Origin of the sequence: Limnospira platensis NIES-39 (assembly GCF_026000695.1) — a bacterium.
GTDB lineage: Bacteria > Cyanobacteriota > Cyanobacteriia > Cyanobacteriales > Microcoleaceae > Limnospira > Limnospira platensis.
Genome location: NZ_AP026945.1, coordinates 4,227,469 through 4,244,209, shown reverse-complemented (window position 1 = coordinate 4,244,209; position 16,741 = coordinate 4,227,469). Strand labels below are relative to the sequence as shown.

At 43.0% G+C, this 16,741-nt stretch carries 12 protein-coding genes and 1 CRISPR repeat array (1 of these 13 cut by a window edge); of the genes, 10 read left to right on the top strand and 2 right to left on the bottom strand.

Annotated features, from left to right (window positions below):
• Positions 1-2,142: a CRISPR direct-repeat array (repeat unit 37 nt; unit sequence GTCAGACCCTACCAATTCCCCGCAAGGGGACGGAAAC); it reaches 507 nt to the left of the window's first position.
• A gap of 97 nt (positions 2,143-2,239) precedes the next feature.
• Positions 2,240-2,755: an adenylyltransferase/cytidyltransferase family protein gene (locus N39L_RS20975; protein ID WP_014276275.1), complete on the bottom strand. Its 516-nt coding sequence runs from the start codon at positions 2,753-2,755 to the stop codon at positions 2,240-2,242.
• Positions 2,756-3,196: 441 nt separating this feature from the next.
• Between N39L_RS20975 and N39L_RS20970 the strand changes: the two genes are divergently transcribed.
• The 6 genes from N39L_RS20970 (at position 3,197) to N39L_RS20945 (ending at position 10,963) form a co-directional block, all read left to right on the top strand.
• Positions 3,197-4,141, top strand: a complete 945-nt coding sequence (locus N39L_RS20970; protein ID WP_014276274.1) for a vWA domain-containing protein — start codon at positions 3,197-3,199, stop codon at positions 4,139-4,141.
• Between the two features lie 40 nt (positions 4,142-4,181).
• Positions 4,182-5,249 (top strand): vWA domain-containing protein, encoded by a 1,068-nt coding sequence (locus N39L_RS20965; RefSeq protein WP_014276273.1) that lies wholly within the window; start codon positions 4,182-4,184, stop codon positions 5,247-5,249.
• Positions 5,250-5,319: 70 nt separating this feature from the next.
• Positions 5,320-5,961 (top strand): vWA domain-containing protein, encoded by a 642-nt coding sequence (locus tag N39L_RS20960; RefSeq protein WP_014276272.1) that lies wholly within the window; start codon positions 5,320-5,322, stop codon positions 5,959-5,961.
• A 79-nt stretch (positions 5,962-6,040) separates the two neighbouring features.
• Positions 6,041-7,918 (top strand): PP2C family serine/threonine-protein phosphatase, encoded by a 1,878-nt coding sequence (locus N39L_RS20955; RefSeq protein WP_014276271.1) that lies wholly within the window; start codon positions 6,041-6,043, stop codon positions 7,916-7,918.
• A complete protein-coding gene (locus N39L_RS20950) occupies positions 7,918-9,336 on the top strand; it encodes a protein kinase domain-containing protein (protein WP_014276270.1) in 1,419 nt (472 codons plus the stop codon). The genes N39L_RS20955 and N39L_RS20950 overlap by 1 nt, the downstream gene beginning before the upstream one ends.
• Before the next feature lie 58 nt (positions 9,337-9,394).
• On the top strand, positions 9,395-10,963 hold the full coding sequence (locus N39L_RS20945; RefSeq protein ID WP_014276269.1) for a right-handed parallel beta-helix repeat-containing protein: 1,569 nt from the start codon (positions 9,395-9,397) through the stop codon (positions 10,961-10,963).
• Between the two features lie 100 nt (positions 10,964-11,063).
• Here the strand turns inward: N39L_RS20945 and N39L_RS20940 are convergent, their stop codons facing one another.
• Complete coding sequence (locus N39L_RS20940; RefSeq protein ID WP_043468469.1) at positions 11,064-11,564, bottom strand: adenylyltransferase/cytidyltransferase family protein; 501 nt, start codon at positions 11,562-11,564, stop codon at positions 11,064-11,066.
• 154 nt (positions 11,565-11,718) lie between these two features.
• Here N39L_RS20940 and hpsJ-B point away from each other — a divergent pair, with 154 nt between their 5' ends.
• From hpsJ-B to N39L_RS20920, 4 genes are all read left to right on the top strand, one after another.
• Positions 11,719-12,555, top strand: a complete 837-nt coding sequence (hpsJ-B, locus tag N39L_RS20935; protein ID WP_014276267.1) for a hormogonium polysaccharide biosynthesis protein HpsJ — start codon at positions 11,719-11,721, stop codon at positions 12,553-12,555.
• 169 nt (positions 12,556-12,724) lie between these two features.
• Positions 12,725-13,618, top strand: a complete 894-nt coding sequence (locus N39L_RS20930) for a glycosyltransferase family 2 protein (protein ID WP_014276266.1) — start codon at positions 12,725-12,727, stop codon at positions 13,616-13,618.
• A 248-nt stretch (positions 13,619-13,866) separates the two neighbouring features.
• Positions 13,867-15,783 (top strand): 1-deoxy-D-xylulose-5-phosphate synthase, encoded by a 1,917-nt coding sequence (gene dxs / locus N39L_RS20925; protein ID WP_006616555.1) that lies wholly within the window; start codon positions 13,867-13,869, stop codon positions 15,781-15,783.
• Positions 15,784-16,312: 529 nt separating this feature from the next.
• Positions 16,313-16,489, top strand: coding sequence for a hypothetical protein (locus N39L_RS20920; RefSeq protein WP_014276264.1), 177 nt, complete (start codon positions 16,313-16,315; stop codon positions 16,487-16,489).
• The last annotated feature ends 252 nt before the right edge of the window (positions 16,490-16,741 follow it).

Here is a 16,741-nt window from a genome sequence, read left to right as displayed (position 1 = left end):
GGACGGAAACTTTGAAACCTTCCTTTTCTAGCAACTCGACAGAAGCGATAACTAGTCAGACCCTACCAATTCCCCGCAAGGGGACGGAAACACTCTTTTATTCTATGTAGTTCCGTGTAGTTGTAGTATAAGTCAGACCCTACCAATTCCCCGCAAGGGGACGGAAACCTCCTGCGTTAACGCATTTTTCGACTACGGAATCGAAATCCTGCAACGTCAGACCCTACCAATTCCCCGCAAGGGGACGGAAACCTTAATCTTGTTTATTGCTTAGTTTCCGAGATAATAATCAGCGTCCTCGTCAGACCCTACCAATTCCCCGCAAGGGGACGGAAACCTATGAACGGGACCTCCACCTCCACGGATAAGGAGTTTGTCAGACCCTACCAATTCCCCGCAAGGGGACGGAAACGTAACTTGTTTTCCTTCTACGGTTGTCACTAGAGAAGCAGATCTGGTCAGACCCTACCAATTCCCCGCAAGGGGACGGAAACGTTCGTCTTGCAGGATAGCATCTGCTCGTTGATTCAGTTCAGTCAGACCCTACCAATTCCCCGCAAGGGGACGGAAACAGTCGTAGGTACTGGAACCGCATTCACCGCTGACTTTGCTATTGTCAGACCCTACCAATTCCCCGCAAGGGGACGGAAACTTGTGAATTTTCTACTGTTTCTCCGTTGGCACTTATGTCCACATAAGTGTCAGACCCTACCAATTCCCCGCAAGGGGACGGAAACCGGCCCGTAGGTATACTACCAGTTCGAAGGTAGTCCTGAAGTCAGACCCTACCAATTCCCCGCAAGGGGACGGAAACATGGGCATTGTCGTTTTACTACAATCCTCCCTTTTTACTTTTTGTCAGACCCTACCAATTCCCCGCAAGGGGACGGAAACCAGACATGATTTGTATGGATAAATACTCCCCCTTCTGGGTGGTCAGACCCTACCAATTCCCCGCAAGGGGACGGAAACTTAGCTGTCTTTGGTGTTCATTCATCTGGAAATCCTCAGCAGAGTCAGACCCTACCAATTCCCCGCAAGGGGACGGAAACTAATTCAGGGTGTTACACCAAATAGGTGTATCCGCTTCCCAGTCAGACCCTACCAATTCCCCGCAAGGGGACGGAAACTTATAATATTTTTAAAGAACAAGAACCAAAACAAGAACAAGGTCAGACCCTACCAATTCCCCGCAAGGGGACGGAAACTTCGAACAATAGCAGTTCTGAGATTATCAAAATAATCTTGTCAGACCCTACCAATTCCCCGCAAGGGGACGGAAACTTAAATGACCTCATAGAAGGTATTTGTAAATTATTTCCTTTTATGTCAGACCCTACCAATTCCCCGCAAGGGGACGGAAACTTCTGACCGGGGAGAAGCCCTCCCCTTACCGAGTTTGTCAGACCCTACCAATTCCCCGCAAGGGGACGGAAACTATGCTTTTGATTCCGCTTCTTTTATCTCTTGTCTAGTGGCGGTCAGACCCTACCAATTCCCCGCAAGGGGACGGAAACAGTCCATATTTTAAAGTACCCGGTTACCTTTTTATTATTTAGTCAGACCCTACCAATTCCCCGCAAGGGGACGGAAACATAATCCACCTTCCGATTTGACCGTTATTCTTTACAGCCAACGGAGTCAGACCCTACCAATTCCCCGCAAGGGGACGGAAACGAACCTGGGGCATATTACCCTCTTGTCCTGCAGAGAAAAGCCGTCAGACCCTACCAATTCCCCGCAAGGGGACGGAAACTTTAACCAGACTACATCACAGTCTGTTAGCGCTTCCTCGGTCAGACCCTACCAATTAAGCGCCAGGGGACGGAAACGATCGCAATTCTCTAGTGCCCTTTTCCTGTGATACCCGCTGAGGTCAGACCCTACCAATTAAGCGCCAGGGGACGGAAACTTATCGAATGTCGTCTTAGAGTGCTTTTTTGGATTTGAAGTCAGACCCTACCAATTAAGCGCCAGGGGACGGAAACAGGGGGAAGACTCCCCACTGGTAAGCGCCATATTCTCCCAGGTCAGACCCTACCAATTAAGCGCCAGGGGACGGAAACGAAATCCGAGCGATTCCACTGGGTTGGTTGTGTTACTGTGTCAGACCCTACCAATTAAGCGCCAGGGGACGGAAAGCTAACTGGTGTGTTGATTTTCTCAGGGTCGAAGTTGATAGAGGTCCGCCAGTGGTCAATGGGGTAGTTAATAGCCATCACCTTTTGCGACCCTAGAGTTAGGGATTCATCCCCAAATTGGGTGGGGTATGATGGTGCAAAATCCGATTAATAATCCCACTGGTAGAAGTAGGCATTTCCACGGCAATTAGGACAATCTTGCCGCCATAGCTTTGAACCGTGGGCGCTTCCGGTAGCGTGTCAATGGTGTAATCACCACCCTTAACATAGATATCAGGTTGTAACTGTTCAATAATCGCCCTAGCAGTGCTTTCTGGAAAAATCACCACTGCATCTACGGGTTTTAAGTGGCTGAGAACTTCGGCTCGCTGTAATTCTGGTATAATAGGACGGGGAGGATATCCAGCCGAGTGGGGTTTAATCAGGCGAACAGATCGATCGCTATTGAGACCGACCACCAGCGATCGCCCTAAACTTTTGGCTTGGGTCAGGTAGCGAATATGTCCAGCATGAATCAAGTCAAAACAGCCATTGCTAAAAACTAGAGGTCGCCATTGCTCAGGGTTATAGGCGATCGCCTGCTCAAAATCTCTCCACTTGTTTTTTAGTAGCAATTGTAGCAATTTCGGTGTTGGTAAAGTTACCCATAATGTGGGAGAAGTTGGCTGGTCAAGTGATTTGACTTAACCTCAAGGGAATGACAAAAAAGTTAACAATTTTCGCGGTTGACAGTATCAGGTAAGCCTTGATATAATCACGGTAATAAAGAGCCGAAAACCGCAAAACATTGATTTGCATCTGCGAAGTGTGTAAAGTTTTGTTGAGCAGTTTTTCCCTACGACATAAACCTAAATTTATTTTAATGAATTGAAAAAGATGCCTCTCTTGTTAACAGTTGGGATCACTAAAATAAATGGACAGAACTATGAGGAAGTCAAAAGGAGTCCAAGAGTTCGGTATTCATGGTTTTGAGGGGTGAGGCAAGGCCCGGAGAAATTTGTGCCTTGATTATTTATTTTTTCGGGTAATTTATACAGTGCTAGGAGATTTTCGATATGCAGCTTACCAATGTAGTGGAACCTTTGGGTGAAGTCAATGTTTATAAGCAAAAAAATGGCAGCATTAATATTGTGGCGACAATTCTTACTGTTCCCGATTTAGAAGGGGTAAGAATGGGGTTGGCTTTAGATGCTTCTGCTTCCATGAAAAAAATGTATGGAGTTAGTGGAATTGTCGGAGGAGTGTTTGGTGCTGCGGCTACTATTCCTAATGTCGTTGAACCGGTGGCTCGGACGATGATTAGCTACTTATCTAACTTTTCCTCAAACGGCAAAGTGAATTTAATTTACTGGGCTTGTAGTCCCGATGGTTCTAAAATTGAAGAAGTCGGAGAATTTGACGAAGAACAAACCCAAAATTTGGCGATCGTTGGTCCAAAAAAATTAGCTTGGGGACGAGGAACTAAGTTGTTAGCACCTCTCCAATATTTTGTTGATAAATTTAAAGATGCTCCAGCTTTAGGCGTTAAGCAACCCGCTGCTCTTTGTGTTTTCGTGACTGATGGAATTATTGAAGATATCGCAGAGGTCAAAAAATATTGCTTTCGGTATGCTCAAGAAATCACTAACCAAAGTAAACCTTTTGTCAAAATGGTACTGATTGGAGTTGGAGATGAAGTCGATGTTGGACAAATGGAAGAACTAGATGATATGTTTGAAGGAAAAGATATTAAAGATAGTTACGGGCAAGATATTGATATTTGGGATCATCAGTTAGCTAGTGATATGAATAAATTAGAACAAGTGTTTAAGGAGTTGGTTTCTGAAGATGTGATGGTTATTAGTTCAGGTCGCATCCTAAACCAAGCCGGAAAAGTTTGCCAAGATTATGCAGACGGTGTTCCCGCATTACTTCGCTTTACTTTACCCTCTGGTTCAACATCCTTCACCTTAGAGTTTCCTGGTGGAAATATCACTCAAAATATTTCGGAAGGGTTATAACTAGATAAGATGATGGATTTTCAGAAAAGGACGACAAAAAATGTATAGCCCTACCTCAAAGTCTGAAGATAAAGAATCTAATGTGCAACTTCCTAGAAGTGTTGTTGCCAAGGAATTTGGTGAAGTTAATGTCAAAAAAAGTGGCAATAACTTACAAGTTTTGTTCACCATTCTTATGGAACCCCAAGGGTCTAATGCCGAAGGTTGGCAAACAGGTATTGCACTGGATGCCAGTGCATCAATGCGAGGTTTGTATGGGCGAAGTTTAATTGGGTCAATCCCTGAAGATGTGCACGCAAAATATGAAAAGCAAGAATGGATTACTTTCACAGTTGAAGATGGCAAAACTTACAAAGTTATTAAATCACAAGCCTATGAAGATGCCATAGCCAAAGGATACATGAAATCCAGCGATAATATCGTTGAACCCTTGGCTCGACAATTTATTAGTTACTTGGCAGATAATTTAGATGCTGATGGTGCAACAACTGTAATTTACTGGGCAGGTGGAGATGGTAGTTCTGTCGAGTTTTTAGGTGATTTTACAGAACCACAATGTCATGAACTAAAAATTAGTGGTCCTCAATCTATCACCTTTGGTACAGGGACAATTCTTACGCCTGCGGTTAAGTATTTTACTGAAAGATTTGTCGATGCCAAACGAGGTATGTATATTTTTATTACCGATGGGAAGATTGATGACTTAGCGAATATCAAACAATATACCAATCGGTTGGCTAATGAAATAAAATCAGGTCAGCGAAATATAGTCAAATGTGTTTTAATAGGTGTGGGTGATGAAATCGACATAGGTCAGCTAGAAGAACTAGATGATCTAGTAACTGGGACAGGTATTGATATCTGGGATCATAAAATCGCGGCTGAAATGAGTTCTTTAGTTGAGATTTTTGCAGAAGTTGTGGATGAAAACCAAATTGTTGCTCCCACTGCAACGATTTATGATGATTCCGGAAAAATCATTAAAAAATATACCGATGGTCTTCCGGCAAAAGTCTCATTTACACTTCCATTGAATACTCAAGGATTTGAATTAGAAGTCTATGGACAAAAAATTTACCAAACGGTTGTGATCCCGAAGAAAAACTGAGGTAAAAGAGTTGTAGTGCTACTCTTAAAACCATTTTAAATGGGTTATATTTCATGTAAGGAGCAAAATTATGTCATCTCGTCGTTTACCTGTTTATTTAGTTTTAGACTGTTCTGGTTCTATGTGTGGCGAACCTATTGAGGCCGTTAATCAAGGCATTAAAGCACTGGTAGCCGAACTGCAAAGCGAACCCTATGCTATAGAAACAGCTTACCTCTCAGTCATTACCTTTGAAAGTACCGCTCAACAAGTTTTTCCCCTGACTGAATTAATGAAATTTCAGCCACCTGTACTTTCGGCAGGAGGAACAACCTCATTAGGTGATGCCTTAAAACTGTTGACTCAGTGTTTCGATAAAGAGGTTAAAAAAGCCAGCGATACCCAAAAAGGGGATTGGAAACCATTAGTGTTTTTGATGACAGATGGGATGCCGACTGATACTTGGGAAAAAGCGGCCGATGAATTGAAACAGAAAAAACCCGCCAATATTATTGCCTGTGCTGCTGGCTCAGGAGCCGATGAATATACCCTCAAGAAACTGACAGAGATTGTAGTTAAGTTAGATAATTTGCAGCCAGATACTCTTAAACAGTTCTTCAAGTGGGTATCACAGTCAATTAAGCAGAGTTCTCAGAGCGTGGCTCAGGTGATGGCAAATAACCAACCGATCAATCTACCTCCTCCTCCTCAAGGAATCACAATTATTCCTTAATACCAGGCTGATGCACCCAATCTGGGTGCATTAGTACCACCATTAAGACCCAATAGTTAACCAAAGGCTCGTCAAACTTATGTCTAATCATGACCCCAATCAAGAACCCGACGTAGAAAAATTAATCAAAGCTATTTGCTGGAAACTTGACATTGAAAATCATTCAGATGAGTTAGAAAAAAATGAGTTAGAAAAAAAATGGCATGACTTTCAAGGTTCAAGTGATTATCAAGATACAATTGAAAAAATTATCAAAAAAATAGCTGGTATTTGTGCTGAGATTGGTCAAGAATTCTCTGAAATCAAGTTTGAGATCAGCAGCAATAAAAAGTCATCAGAGGTTGCAAAACTTGTTGAGACTTTAGTCGATTTTTTCATTAAAAAAAATCAAAATTGCAGTCAATTAACAGAGAAAATTAAAACTGCCATCAACGAGGTATTCAAGAACAAATCTCCACAATTGCCCCCTTTGTCAGAACCAAATCAAACAGAATTTATTCGAGATTCAGAAGTTCTAAGTCCTACTGAAAATGTTCCACTATCTACAAAAAATTTATCTAATGATAATATAAATACATCTGTGAATGCAACTTCTATAACTCCTTCAATAAATGAAGCTAAAACAGTAGGTTCAGCAAATTCCCCAACCCCAGAAGCAACTCTTTTAGAGCATTCCACTGAGGGAAAAATTGCCCAACCCGAATCAACTTCTACCCCTATTACTCCGCCTTGGGAGTATCATCGTGTTCCTGATGAACCAAAACCTCATGATGAATTTTATTCTCAAAAATCGGATCAGTCCCCAGAAGGATTAAAACTGATTGGAGCTAGAGTCCGAGGAAAAATGCACAAACATCAGGGAACTAATTGTGATGATTGGTTTAAATTTGATACCGTTGGTAAATGGACCATTATTGCTGTTTCTGATGGAGCCGGATCTAAAAAGTTTTCTCGAATTGGTGCCAAGATTTCTTGTGAAGCCGCAGTTAAATCATTGAAAGAATTTCTCGAGTCTTTCTCTCTGTGTGAAACAGCCAAAACAGATTTAGAAAATGATTTTGATCGAGATTCTGAGTGGCTGTTTAAAGGCGACAAGGCAAAGGAGCTTCAAAAATCTTTATACACAGCTTTAAGTAAGGCTTACCAACGGGTTGAAGAGGAAGCCAATCGTCTCAAAAATTATTCCAGTTACAATAAACGAGAAGAAAAGAAAGAACTTGACATCAAAGATTTATCAGCTACTCTACTTCTAGCTATTCATACAAAAATTCAGGTAAAAAATTCTACTAGCTATGATTTTGTTTTAACTTGTCAAGTTGGAGATGGAATGTTGGCTGCTATTTCCCATAAATATACTTTAAAATTACTGGGAAAACCTGATATTGGAGAGCATGGAGGACAAACGGATTTTCTGACTTCAGCTGGAAAACTCGAAGATTATAATCTTGTCCAAAAAACCTTTCCTTTTATTGGTAATTTAAAAGCCTTGATGATTATGACAGATGGTGTTTCAGATGACTACTTTCCCAACGATCCAGGTATGTTGAAATTGTATGGAGATTTAATCCTAAATCGAGTTATCAAGATTCGTAATGTTGATGCCAAAGAGAGGGAACAAGAACTACAAAAAACCTCTCTTAAAACGCAAAATGATGTGATAAATAATCAGAAAAATTTTCAAGATGAAGTTGAGAGAATTTTAGCCCCAAATTCTGATGAACCTAAAAAAGTTTCAATTCGTTCTATTGCAAAATATGCTGAACGGTTGGGTAAAGATATTAAAGAGGTGCTGACATCTCGAGATTTATTAAATGCCGGAATTTTGGAGCATCAAATGTGTCAGGAATGTGAACCGATGGAGCCCCACGAAAAATTAAAGATTTGGCTGGACTCCTACTACCGAAGAGGCTCTTTTGACGATCGCACGTTGGTTGTTTTATATCGGGAGGAAGATTAGTGGCAATTGCAACCTTGGCAGATGGGAGCATCCTTGAATATATCCCCGATATGATTGGGGAAGGTGCGATGAAGGAAGTCTACTTTACAGCGGACAAAACTGCGGTTATTTGCTTTTACAAAGATCCGAATGCCGGTTCAGATCAAAGTCGGTTATCTCGACTAGGAGCAATTTTAAAGAGATATAATCCTACTCTTGGGATTAATGGAGATTATTTCCAAAATCTGTTTTGTTGGCCGACGGCGATCGTAACTCAACCTTCATTGGGAGTTATTACCCCTGTTTATCCTCATAATTATTTCTTTAAAACCGGAAAATTCCAGGGAAAAGAAAAAGAAAGTACCTGGTTTGTTCGTTCTACACTGCGCTCTATTTTGCCCCCTGAAGAAAAAGGAAAATGGATTAATTATTTTCAAATTTGTATTCGTTTAGCACGAGCAGTAAGACGTTTACATCAAGCCGGATTAGCCCATTCCGACTTATCTAACAAAAACGTCTTGATCGATCCAACTTCTGGAGAATGTCTGATCATTGATATTGACTCTTTAGTTGTTCCCCAACTATTTCCACCCGATGTGCTAGGAACAAGGGGATATATTGCCCCAGAAGTCTTATCAACTATCCATTTACCCCTCAACGATCCTCAACGGAAACATCCATCAACTGCGACAGATCAACACGCCCTTGCGGTTCTACTGTATCAATATTTATTAGGGAGGCATCCCTTAGAAGGTCCCAGAACTTATCCGGCAACATCAGCAGAGGAGCAAGAACGCCTAGAGATGGGTTCAAAAGCTTTATTTGTCGAACATCCTAGGGATACTTCTAACCGTCCTCAAGATTTAAAAATTCCTTTTACTGCTTTGGGGCCGCAATTAAGTCAACTTTTTGAGAAGACATTTGTGCAAGGATTGCACTCTCCCAATCTTCGTCCGCCTGCGATTGAATGGGAGCGAGCTTTAATCAAAACCTGGGATATGTTTTTCCCCTGTGCCAATCATTCTTGTCCGAGCCAATGGTTTGTTTTACATGATTTAAATCATGCACAGTGTCCTTTTTGTGGGACTAAACCCAAAGGAAAGGTTCCGATTATGAAGCTGCGTAAAGAAAGTCGTCCCGGACAATGGATTGGGGATGGAAAATCGGTTGTTTATCATAATCTATCACTATTTAAATGGCATATTTTTGATAATATTTTCCCGGGAGAAGAAGCCGATCGCACCCCCCAAGCTTATTGTGTTTTTCATGAAGGCAATTGGTTACTCATTAACCAGAAGTTAACTTCGTTGATGTCATCAAAAGGAAATTTGGTTCCTCCTGGCAGTGCCCTTCAACTTGATAATGGCATCCGGTTTCGGTTTTCTAAAGAACCTAATTCTAGAATGGTTGAAGTCCAAATATATCAATTTAAAGCCTAAAATTTCATTATATTCAACCAATTTATGATGAATAGCAGTTTAGTAATAGGAGTTATTAATGTATAAATGGATAGAAAAAATCAAAATTTTTCTAGGTTTTTCTACTCCCGCCAAAAGCCTTAATAAACGCCGTAATCAACCTTCAAAGGTAGTTAAAAATAGTTCATATGCCAGAAAAAATCAAACAAAAACAACGAATCATAAAAGTAAAAAATATGTGGAATATGCTAAAATCAAGGCAGACCCCAAAAAACCAAAAATCACTGTCGAGCAACTTGCAAGAAAACCAATAGAAGAACAGTTCACCCCATCTAGCCGAGACACCTTTCAACAAAAACTAAATGTTTTGCCAGATAACTCTACAATCCAGTTATGGCCTCCCAACGCAGAATATCCTGGTCCCATTGTTATCAATCACCCGATTATCCTAGATGGAAAAGGGGCAACTCTGTGGTCAAAAGTTGGGCCGGTTATACTTATTGAATCTCAGGGAGTCAGCTTGAAAAATTTGCGCATTGAAGTAACAGCAGAGGAACGCAATAGTTATCACGATCAATGTGCAATTTTGGTAAAATCAAGAATCAATCTAAGGTTTGAGAATGTACAAGTACGAGGTTCTGTTATGGGATTACCGGAAGAAGAAGGCGAATGGCAGTATCCAGCATCTTTGAACCTGGGTCAACTACCTTACGGAACAGAATATAATTTTATTCTCAAAATTTTTGTGCCGATTGATTGCAAAATTTTGACTGATATTTCGGGGTTAAATATACAAAATGATAAACTAGAACCAGGCTTAAACTCTATCAACATAACTCTTGACAAAATGCTAGAAGATACTTTGTTGTCCGGCAGTATTTTGATAGTCTCAGGCTCTTTTCAGCGTCGCATTGCTGTGACCGCCTATATTAGTTCCGTAACCGAAGATTCTAATTGGGCTATACCGAATAGTATTTTATGGGAACCAGAAACTGTCTTTAGTAATATTTCCAATCCAACCTCACAGGCACAATTAGACCCCAAGGAACCGGACATCATATATTTCCCGGAATTACCTGACTTTGATTCTTCGCCCATCCCCTCTGATATTACAGAAATTCAAGATTCCCTGGAAATCGAGCCAACGCCATCGTGGTCATCTTCCAGAATTCGTCAAGGAGAAACAGTTATAGATGGAATTTTTACCGCTGAAACAAACCGATTAGATGCAGAAGCTGAACAGGAGACTGAGCCTAATTCTTTACAGCTTCCTGAACTATTTAGTCAGTCCAGTGATCATGGTATTGACTCGCCTTCAAAATCTCGAACTTCGTCAACAACTCAATCATCTTCCCCTGGTTCGATTTTTGAGGAAAAACAGTTCCAGTCTCAGCCGATCAAGTCTCAGCCTGATCCTTCAGTTACTAATTTGGATACATCCAAATATATCAGTTCTGTATTCAGCGATAATTTGCCAAGTTCTACCTCGACAAACTCAGAAAATTTGCCAGATCCAGATCCAGAAAAATTGCCGACATCAGAATTGTCTAATACAGATGTAGAAACTGATCAACACTCTCATATTAGAAGAGTTAAGTCAAATAAAATATCTTCTGTGTTTGGTAACATTGACAATATTGGTGGTTAGTGCTGTCATGTCCTAGCTATGTCCCTCCAGAGGACAGCTAAGGTGGCCTTTATCCATGTGACAGCTAAGATGGCCAAAAGTTGTTGGGGGTGTAGAAGGGTTAGGGTGGGGTATGATGGTGCAAAATCCGATTAATAATCCCACTGGTAGAAGTAGGCATTTCCACCGCAATTAGGACAATCTTGCCGCCATAGCTTTGAACCGTGGGCGCTTCCGGTAGCGTGTCAATGGTGTAATCACCACCCTTAACATAGATATCAGGTTGTAACTGTTCAATAATCGCCGTAGCAGTGCTTTCTGGAAAAATCACCACTGCATCTACAGGTTTTAAGTGGCTGAGAACTTCGGCTCGCTGTAATTCTGGTATAATAGGACGGGGAGGATATCCAGCCGAGTGGGGTTTAATCAGGCGAACAGATCGATCGCTATTGAGACCGACCACGAGCGATCGCCCTAAACTTTTGGCTTGGGTCAGGTAGCGAATATGTCCAGCATGAATCAAGTCAAAACAGCCATTGCTAAAAACTAGAGGTCGCCATTGCTCAGGGTTATAGGCGATCGCCTCCCGTAGTTCTTCCACAGAATAAACGCCCTCAATCATGATTGTCTCTCCTTTCTTTGATATCATTAACCACTACTCAACCGCAGCTAATCAATAAACAATTCCCCCATCTTGGCAAATATGACAGTAGTTACATACTAGCCGGAACTGTTATCTTGGCTGTAGACAAACTTAGAGTATCCTTAACCGTCCTATGACATCAACAACAAACCGTCAATTTTCCTTCCAAGCCTCTTCTAGCATCAAATTAGTTGGGCTAATCCTGATTCTGTCAGCCCTAGTCGATTATTTAGTCCTATTATTCCCCCCCAACCTAACCGATAGAGGTTGGTTAATCCAAACTGCTAGCAGCTTAGTTGACCGAGGCGTAGTTCCCCTGGTAGGAATGGCTCTCGTTTTAATGGGGTATTGGATGGATAGTGTCCTCGGAAATGCTCCCAAATCTCGTAACAATATCGCCGACCTAAGATTGTGGGTTGGTATCCTCGCCAGTTTACTAGGGTTGCTGTACCTGCTGATTTTTCCCATGCACCTTAATAATACCCGTTTGGCTCGCCGAGATGCTTTATCAGAGATTAGTCAGCAAGCCGCGCAAGCAGAAACTCAACTGGAAAGCCAGTTAGGAAGTCAGCAATTTCAACAGGAGATTGAACAGCGAAAAGTGCAACTCCGAGCCCAGTTAACTGGCTTAATACAAGACGAGGAACAATTAAATCAGGTGATTGCGGAAGGAAACCTTCCCCCACAAATTCTACAAGTTCTTGAGGAAGCTAAAACTAATCCAGCCGTCCTTGATGAGTTCTTGGAACAACAAGCCGACTCCCTACCTGTGCAATTACTCACCCAAATTCGTCAACGCCAACAAGAACTAGAGGATGAAGCCAAAACGCGATCGCTCAAATCTAGCCTCCAAACTGGGATGAGTAGTTTGCTATTGGCGATCGGTTATATAGCCTTGGGCTGGACTGGTTTAAAAGGTTTGGGTCTCTTAAATAAAGGTCGTCGTAAACCATCTTCTAACCCTGGATAAAATAGCTGACCGCGAGATAATTATGGCTCCAAAGGATGTAAATTAAACCCAATCCTAGGTGTATTTAACTGCATGGAGCCACCTTTTTTGTCTCACCGATGAGCGAAATTTATGGTGCATCAAATATTCCTTTTTTTTGCCAATTTATATCCCTAAAACACTGAAGCTAATGTTTTCGATATATATTCTGACTTGCAATGATGAAATTGATATTGCCGCCTGCATTGAGTCAGCCAGTCAATGTGATGATATAATTGTAGTCGATTCCTTTAGTAGCGATCGCACCGTAGAAATTGCTCAACAGTACCCCGTCCGCGTACTTCAACATAAGTTTGAAAGTCACGGTCGCCAACGGACTTGGATGCTGCAGGAAGTAACCACTAAATATCAGTGGGTCTATATTCTCGAATCCGATGAACGCATGACCCCCGAACTATTCGCCGAGTGTCAACAGCAAACCCAAAATACCGACGGCTATATAGGTTATTATGCAGCGGAAAGGGTCATGTTTATGGGGCGCTGGATTCGCCGCAGCACCCAATACCCCCGCTATCAGATGCGTCTATTTGATAAGCAGCGCGTCTGGTTTACCGATTATGGTCACACCGAGAGAGAAGTCTGTGACGGTCCTACCAGCTTCCTCAAAGAAACCTATCCTCACTATACCAACAGTAAAGGCATGGCACGATGGATAGAAAAGCACAACCGTTATTCTACAGATGAAGCCCACGAGACAGTCAAACAATTGCGATCGGGTACAGTAAACTGGAATCACCTATTTTGGGGGAAAACAGAGGTCGAAAGGCGACACGCCTTGAAAGATTTATCCCTGCGTCTACCATTTCGACCCCTAATCCGGTTTGTCTATATGTATTTTATCCTGGGAGGCTTCCTCGACGGTCAGCCTGGACTCGCCTGGTGTACTCTACAAGCCTTTTATGAATATCTGATTCTCCTGAAAGTCTGGGAAATCGAAAATATGCCTGTTGGCGAGCCACAAACTCATCAAGAATTGGCGATCGATACAGAAACTCCCTCAGCTTCTGGGAAAGGCTTAGGGTGAGGTGGTTTCCCTGGCAATGACTCCACAGCCATACTAACAGCATTTAAGCCGAAAAAATTACCGAGCCAAAAACCATCCCCCCTACTCTCACCGCTGGTGTGGGTGGGTTCCCGCGCGGGACTCTATTTGCACCAGTCCCCATAACCCCCCCCGACTACTACTAAAGTTCAGCATCAACGTCAAGACTGGGCTATCATGTTCAGACAAGTCCGATTGTTAATTTATTTTTAGGATCAGTATTTTCAACTATGCATCTAAGTGAACTGACCCATCCCAATCAACTCCACGGTTTGTCTATCCATGAATTGGAAGAAGTGGCTCAACAAATCCGTGAAAAGCACCTAGAAACCGTAGCAGCTACTGGAGGTCATTTGGGACCAGGTTTGGGAGTGGTCGAACTAACCCTAGGACTTTACCAAACCCTAGACCTAGACCGAGATAAAGTCATTTGGGATGTCGGACACCAAGCCTATCCCCATAAAATGATTACTGGACGCTACAACAATTTTAATACTCTGCGCCAAAAAGATGGGGTCGCAGGCTACCTAAAACGGTGCGAGAGTCGTTTTGACCATTTTGGAGCCGGACACGCCTCTACAAGCATCTCAGCCGCCTTGGGGATGGCTTTGGCTAGGGATATGCAGGGCGATAACTATAAGGTGGTGGCAATTATTGGTGATGGGGCGATGACAGGGGGGATGGCTTTGGAAGCTATTAACCACGCGGGTCATCTACCTAACACTAATTTGATGGTGGTTCTCAATGATAACGAAATGTCGATTTCCCCCAATGTGGGCGCGATTCCCCGTTATTTGAATAAAATGCGCCTGAGCCCGCCGGTGCAATTTTTGAAAGATAATCTGCGGGAACAGTTTAAACAAATTCCCTTTGTCGGTGAGAATTTTACCCCGGAGATGGAACGCCTTAAAGAAGGGATGAAACGGTTAGCTGTGCCGAAATTGGGGGCTATTATTGAGGAGTTGGGTTTTACCTATATCGGACCTGTGGATGGTCACAACTTGGAGGATTTGATCGAGACTTTCCAACAAGCCCATGAAATTAAAGGCCCGGTTATGGTTCATGTCTCGACAGTTAAGGGTAAGGGTTATGCGATCGCTGAAAAAGACCAAGTAGGCTATCACGCTCAATCACCCTTTAACCTCGCCACCGGGAAAGCTATTCCCTCCAACAAACCCAAGCCTCCCAGTTATTCTAAAGTATTTGCAGATACCTTAATTAAGCTGGCCGAAGATAACCCTAAAATTTTGGGTATCACCGCCGCCATGGCAACAGGCACAGGTTTGGATAAACTACAAGCTAAACTCCCCCAACAATATATTGATGTGGGTATTGCTGAACAACACGCGGTTACTCTGGCGGCGGGTTTAGCCTGTGAGGGAATGCGTCCGGTGGTGGCGATTTACTCGACTTTCCTACAACGAGCCTATGATCAGATTATCCATGATGTCTGTATCCAAAAGTTGCCGGTTTTCTTCTGTTTGGACCGCGCCGGTATTGTTGGGGTAGATGGTCCCACTCACCAGGGAATGTATGATATCGCTTATCTGCGCTGTCTCCCCAATATGACCATTATGGCTCCTAAAGATGAAGCCGAATTACAGCGAATGCTGGTAACTGGTATTAATCACAATTCTGGGGCGATCGCTATGCGCTACCCCCGTGGTTCCGGTCATGGGGTTCCCCTTATGGAAGAAGGCTGGGAACCTATTGCGATCGGTAAAGGTGAAATCCTCCGCCAAGGTGATGATATCCTACTACTCGGCTATGGCACAATGGTTCACAGCGCTATGCAGGTAGCTGAGATTCTCAGTGAACACGGCATTGATGCAACTGTGGTTAATGCCAGATTTGTCAAACCCCTAGACACAGAGCTGATTGTACCCTTAGCCCAAAAAATCGGTAAAGTCGTCACCCTCGAAGAAGGTTGCATCATGGGAGGTTTTGGTTCCGCAGTAGCCGAAGCACTACTAGATCATGATGTTTTAGTACCTGTTAAGCGGTTCGGCATTCCTGACCAATTGGTGGATCATGCTACACCTGATCAATCTAAAGTTGATCTGGGTCTGACAAGTTCCCAAATTGCTGAACAAATCCGGGAATTGTTCTTGACCAAAGAACCCTCAACAGTCAGCACTTCCAAATAATCAATATAGCCTCTATGGTGCGTCAGGAGGGAATTATCCCCTGGGATTTATATAGCCTCTATGGTGCGTCAGCACGGAATTATCCCCTGGGATTTATATAGCCTCTATGGTGCGTGAGCACGGAATTATCCCCTGGGATTTATATAGCCTGGTTCTGACGCACCCTACGGGAGGCGATCGCACCATCATTGAAATCAAGACCGGAGCATTGATTTAAAGGTCCATCAGTAGGGTGCGTCAGACTCCGAGAATTAAAATCAACACCGGAGCATTCATTTCTGACGCACCATACCCGATAATTGAACAGGTAGCACCAAACTATCCCCTGGGATTTATATAGCCTCTATGGTGCGTCAGCACGGAATTATCCCCTGGGATTTATATAGCCTCTATGGTGCGTCAGCACGGAATTATCCCCTGGGATTTATATAGCCTCTATGGTGCGTCAGCACGGAATTATCCCCTGGGATTTATATAGCCTCTATGGTGCGTCAGCACGGAATTATCCCCTGGGATTTATATAGCCTCTATGGTGCGTCAGCACGGAATTATCCCCTGGGATTTATATAGCCTGGTTCTGACGCACCCTACGGGAGGCGATCGCACCCTACCGCACCCTACCACCCTACCACCCTACGGGAGGCTACGGGAGGCTACGGGAGGCGATCGCACCATCATTGAAATCAAGACCGGAGCATTGATTTAAAGATCCATCAGTAGGGTGCGTCAGACTCCGAGAATTAAAATCAACACCGGAGCATTCATTTCTGACGCACCATACCCGATAATTGAACAGGTAGCACCAAACTATCCCCTGGGATTTATATAGCCTCTATGGTGCGTGAGCACGGAATTATCCCCTGGGATTTATATAGCCTCTATGGTGCGTCAGCACGGAATTATCCCCTGGGATTTATATAGCCTCTATGGTGCGTGAGCACGGAATTATCCCCTGGGA

Excerpts from the sequence above, each read along its gene's own strand:
- N39L_RS20930 (WP_014276266.1), top strand. The coding sequence starts at position 12,725 with ATGTTTTCGATATATATTCTGACTTGCAATGATGAAATTGATATTGCC.
- N39L_RS20970 (WP_014276274.1), top strand. The coding sequence starts at position 3,197 with ATGCAGCTTACCAATGTAGTGGAACCTTTGGGTGAAGTCAATGTTTAT.
- N39L_RS20965 (WP_014276273.1), top strand. The coding sequence starts at position 4,182 with ATGTATAGCCCTACCTCAAAGTCTGAAGATAAAGAATCTAATGTGCAA.
- N39L_RS20920 (WP_014276264.1), top strand. The coding sequence starts at position 16,313 with ATGGTGCGTCAGCACGGAATTATCCCCTGGGATTTATATAGCCTGGTT.
- N39L_RS20960 (WP_014276272.1), top strand. The coding sequence starts at position 5,320 with ATGTCATCTCGTCGTTTACCTGTTTATTTAGTTTTAGACTGTTCTGGT.
- N39L_RS20940 (WP_043468469.1), bottom strand. The coding sequence starts at position 11,564 with ATGATTGAGGGCGTTTATTCTGTGGAAGAACTACGGGAGGCGATCGCC.
- hpsJ-B (WP_014276267.1), top strand. The coding sequence starts at position 11,719 with ATGACATCAACAACAAACCGTCAATTTTCCTTCCAAGCCTCTTCTAGC.
- N39L_RS20945 (WP_014276269.1), top strand. The coding sequence starts at position 9,395 with ATGTATAAATGGATAGAAAAAATCAAAATTTTTCTAGGTTTTTCTACT.
- dxs (WP_006616555.1), top strand. The coding sequence starts at position 13,867 with ATGCATCTAAGTGAACTGACCCATCCCAATCAACTCCACGGTTTGTCT.
- N39L_RS20955 (WP_014276271.1), top strand. The coding sequence starts at position 6,041 with ATGTCTAATCATGACCCCAATCAAGAACCCGACGTAGAAAAATTAATC.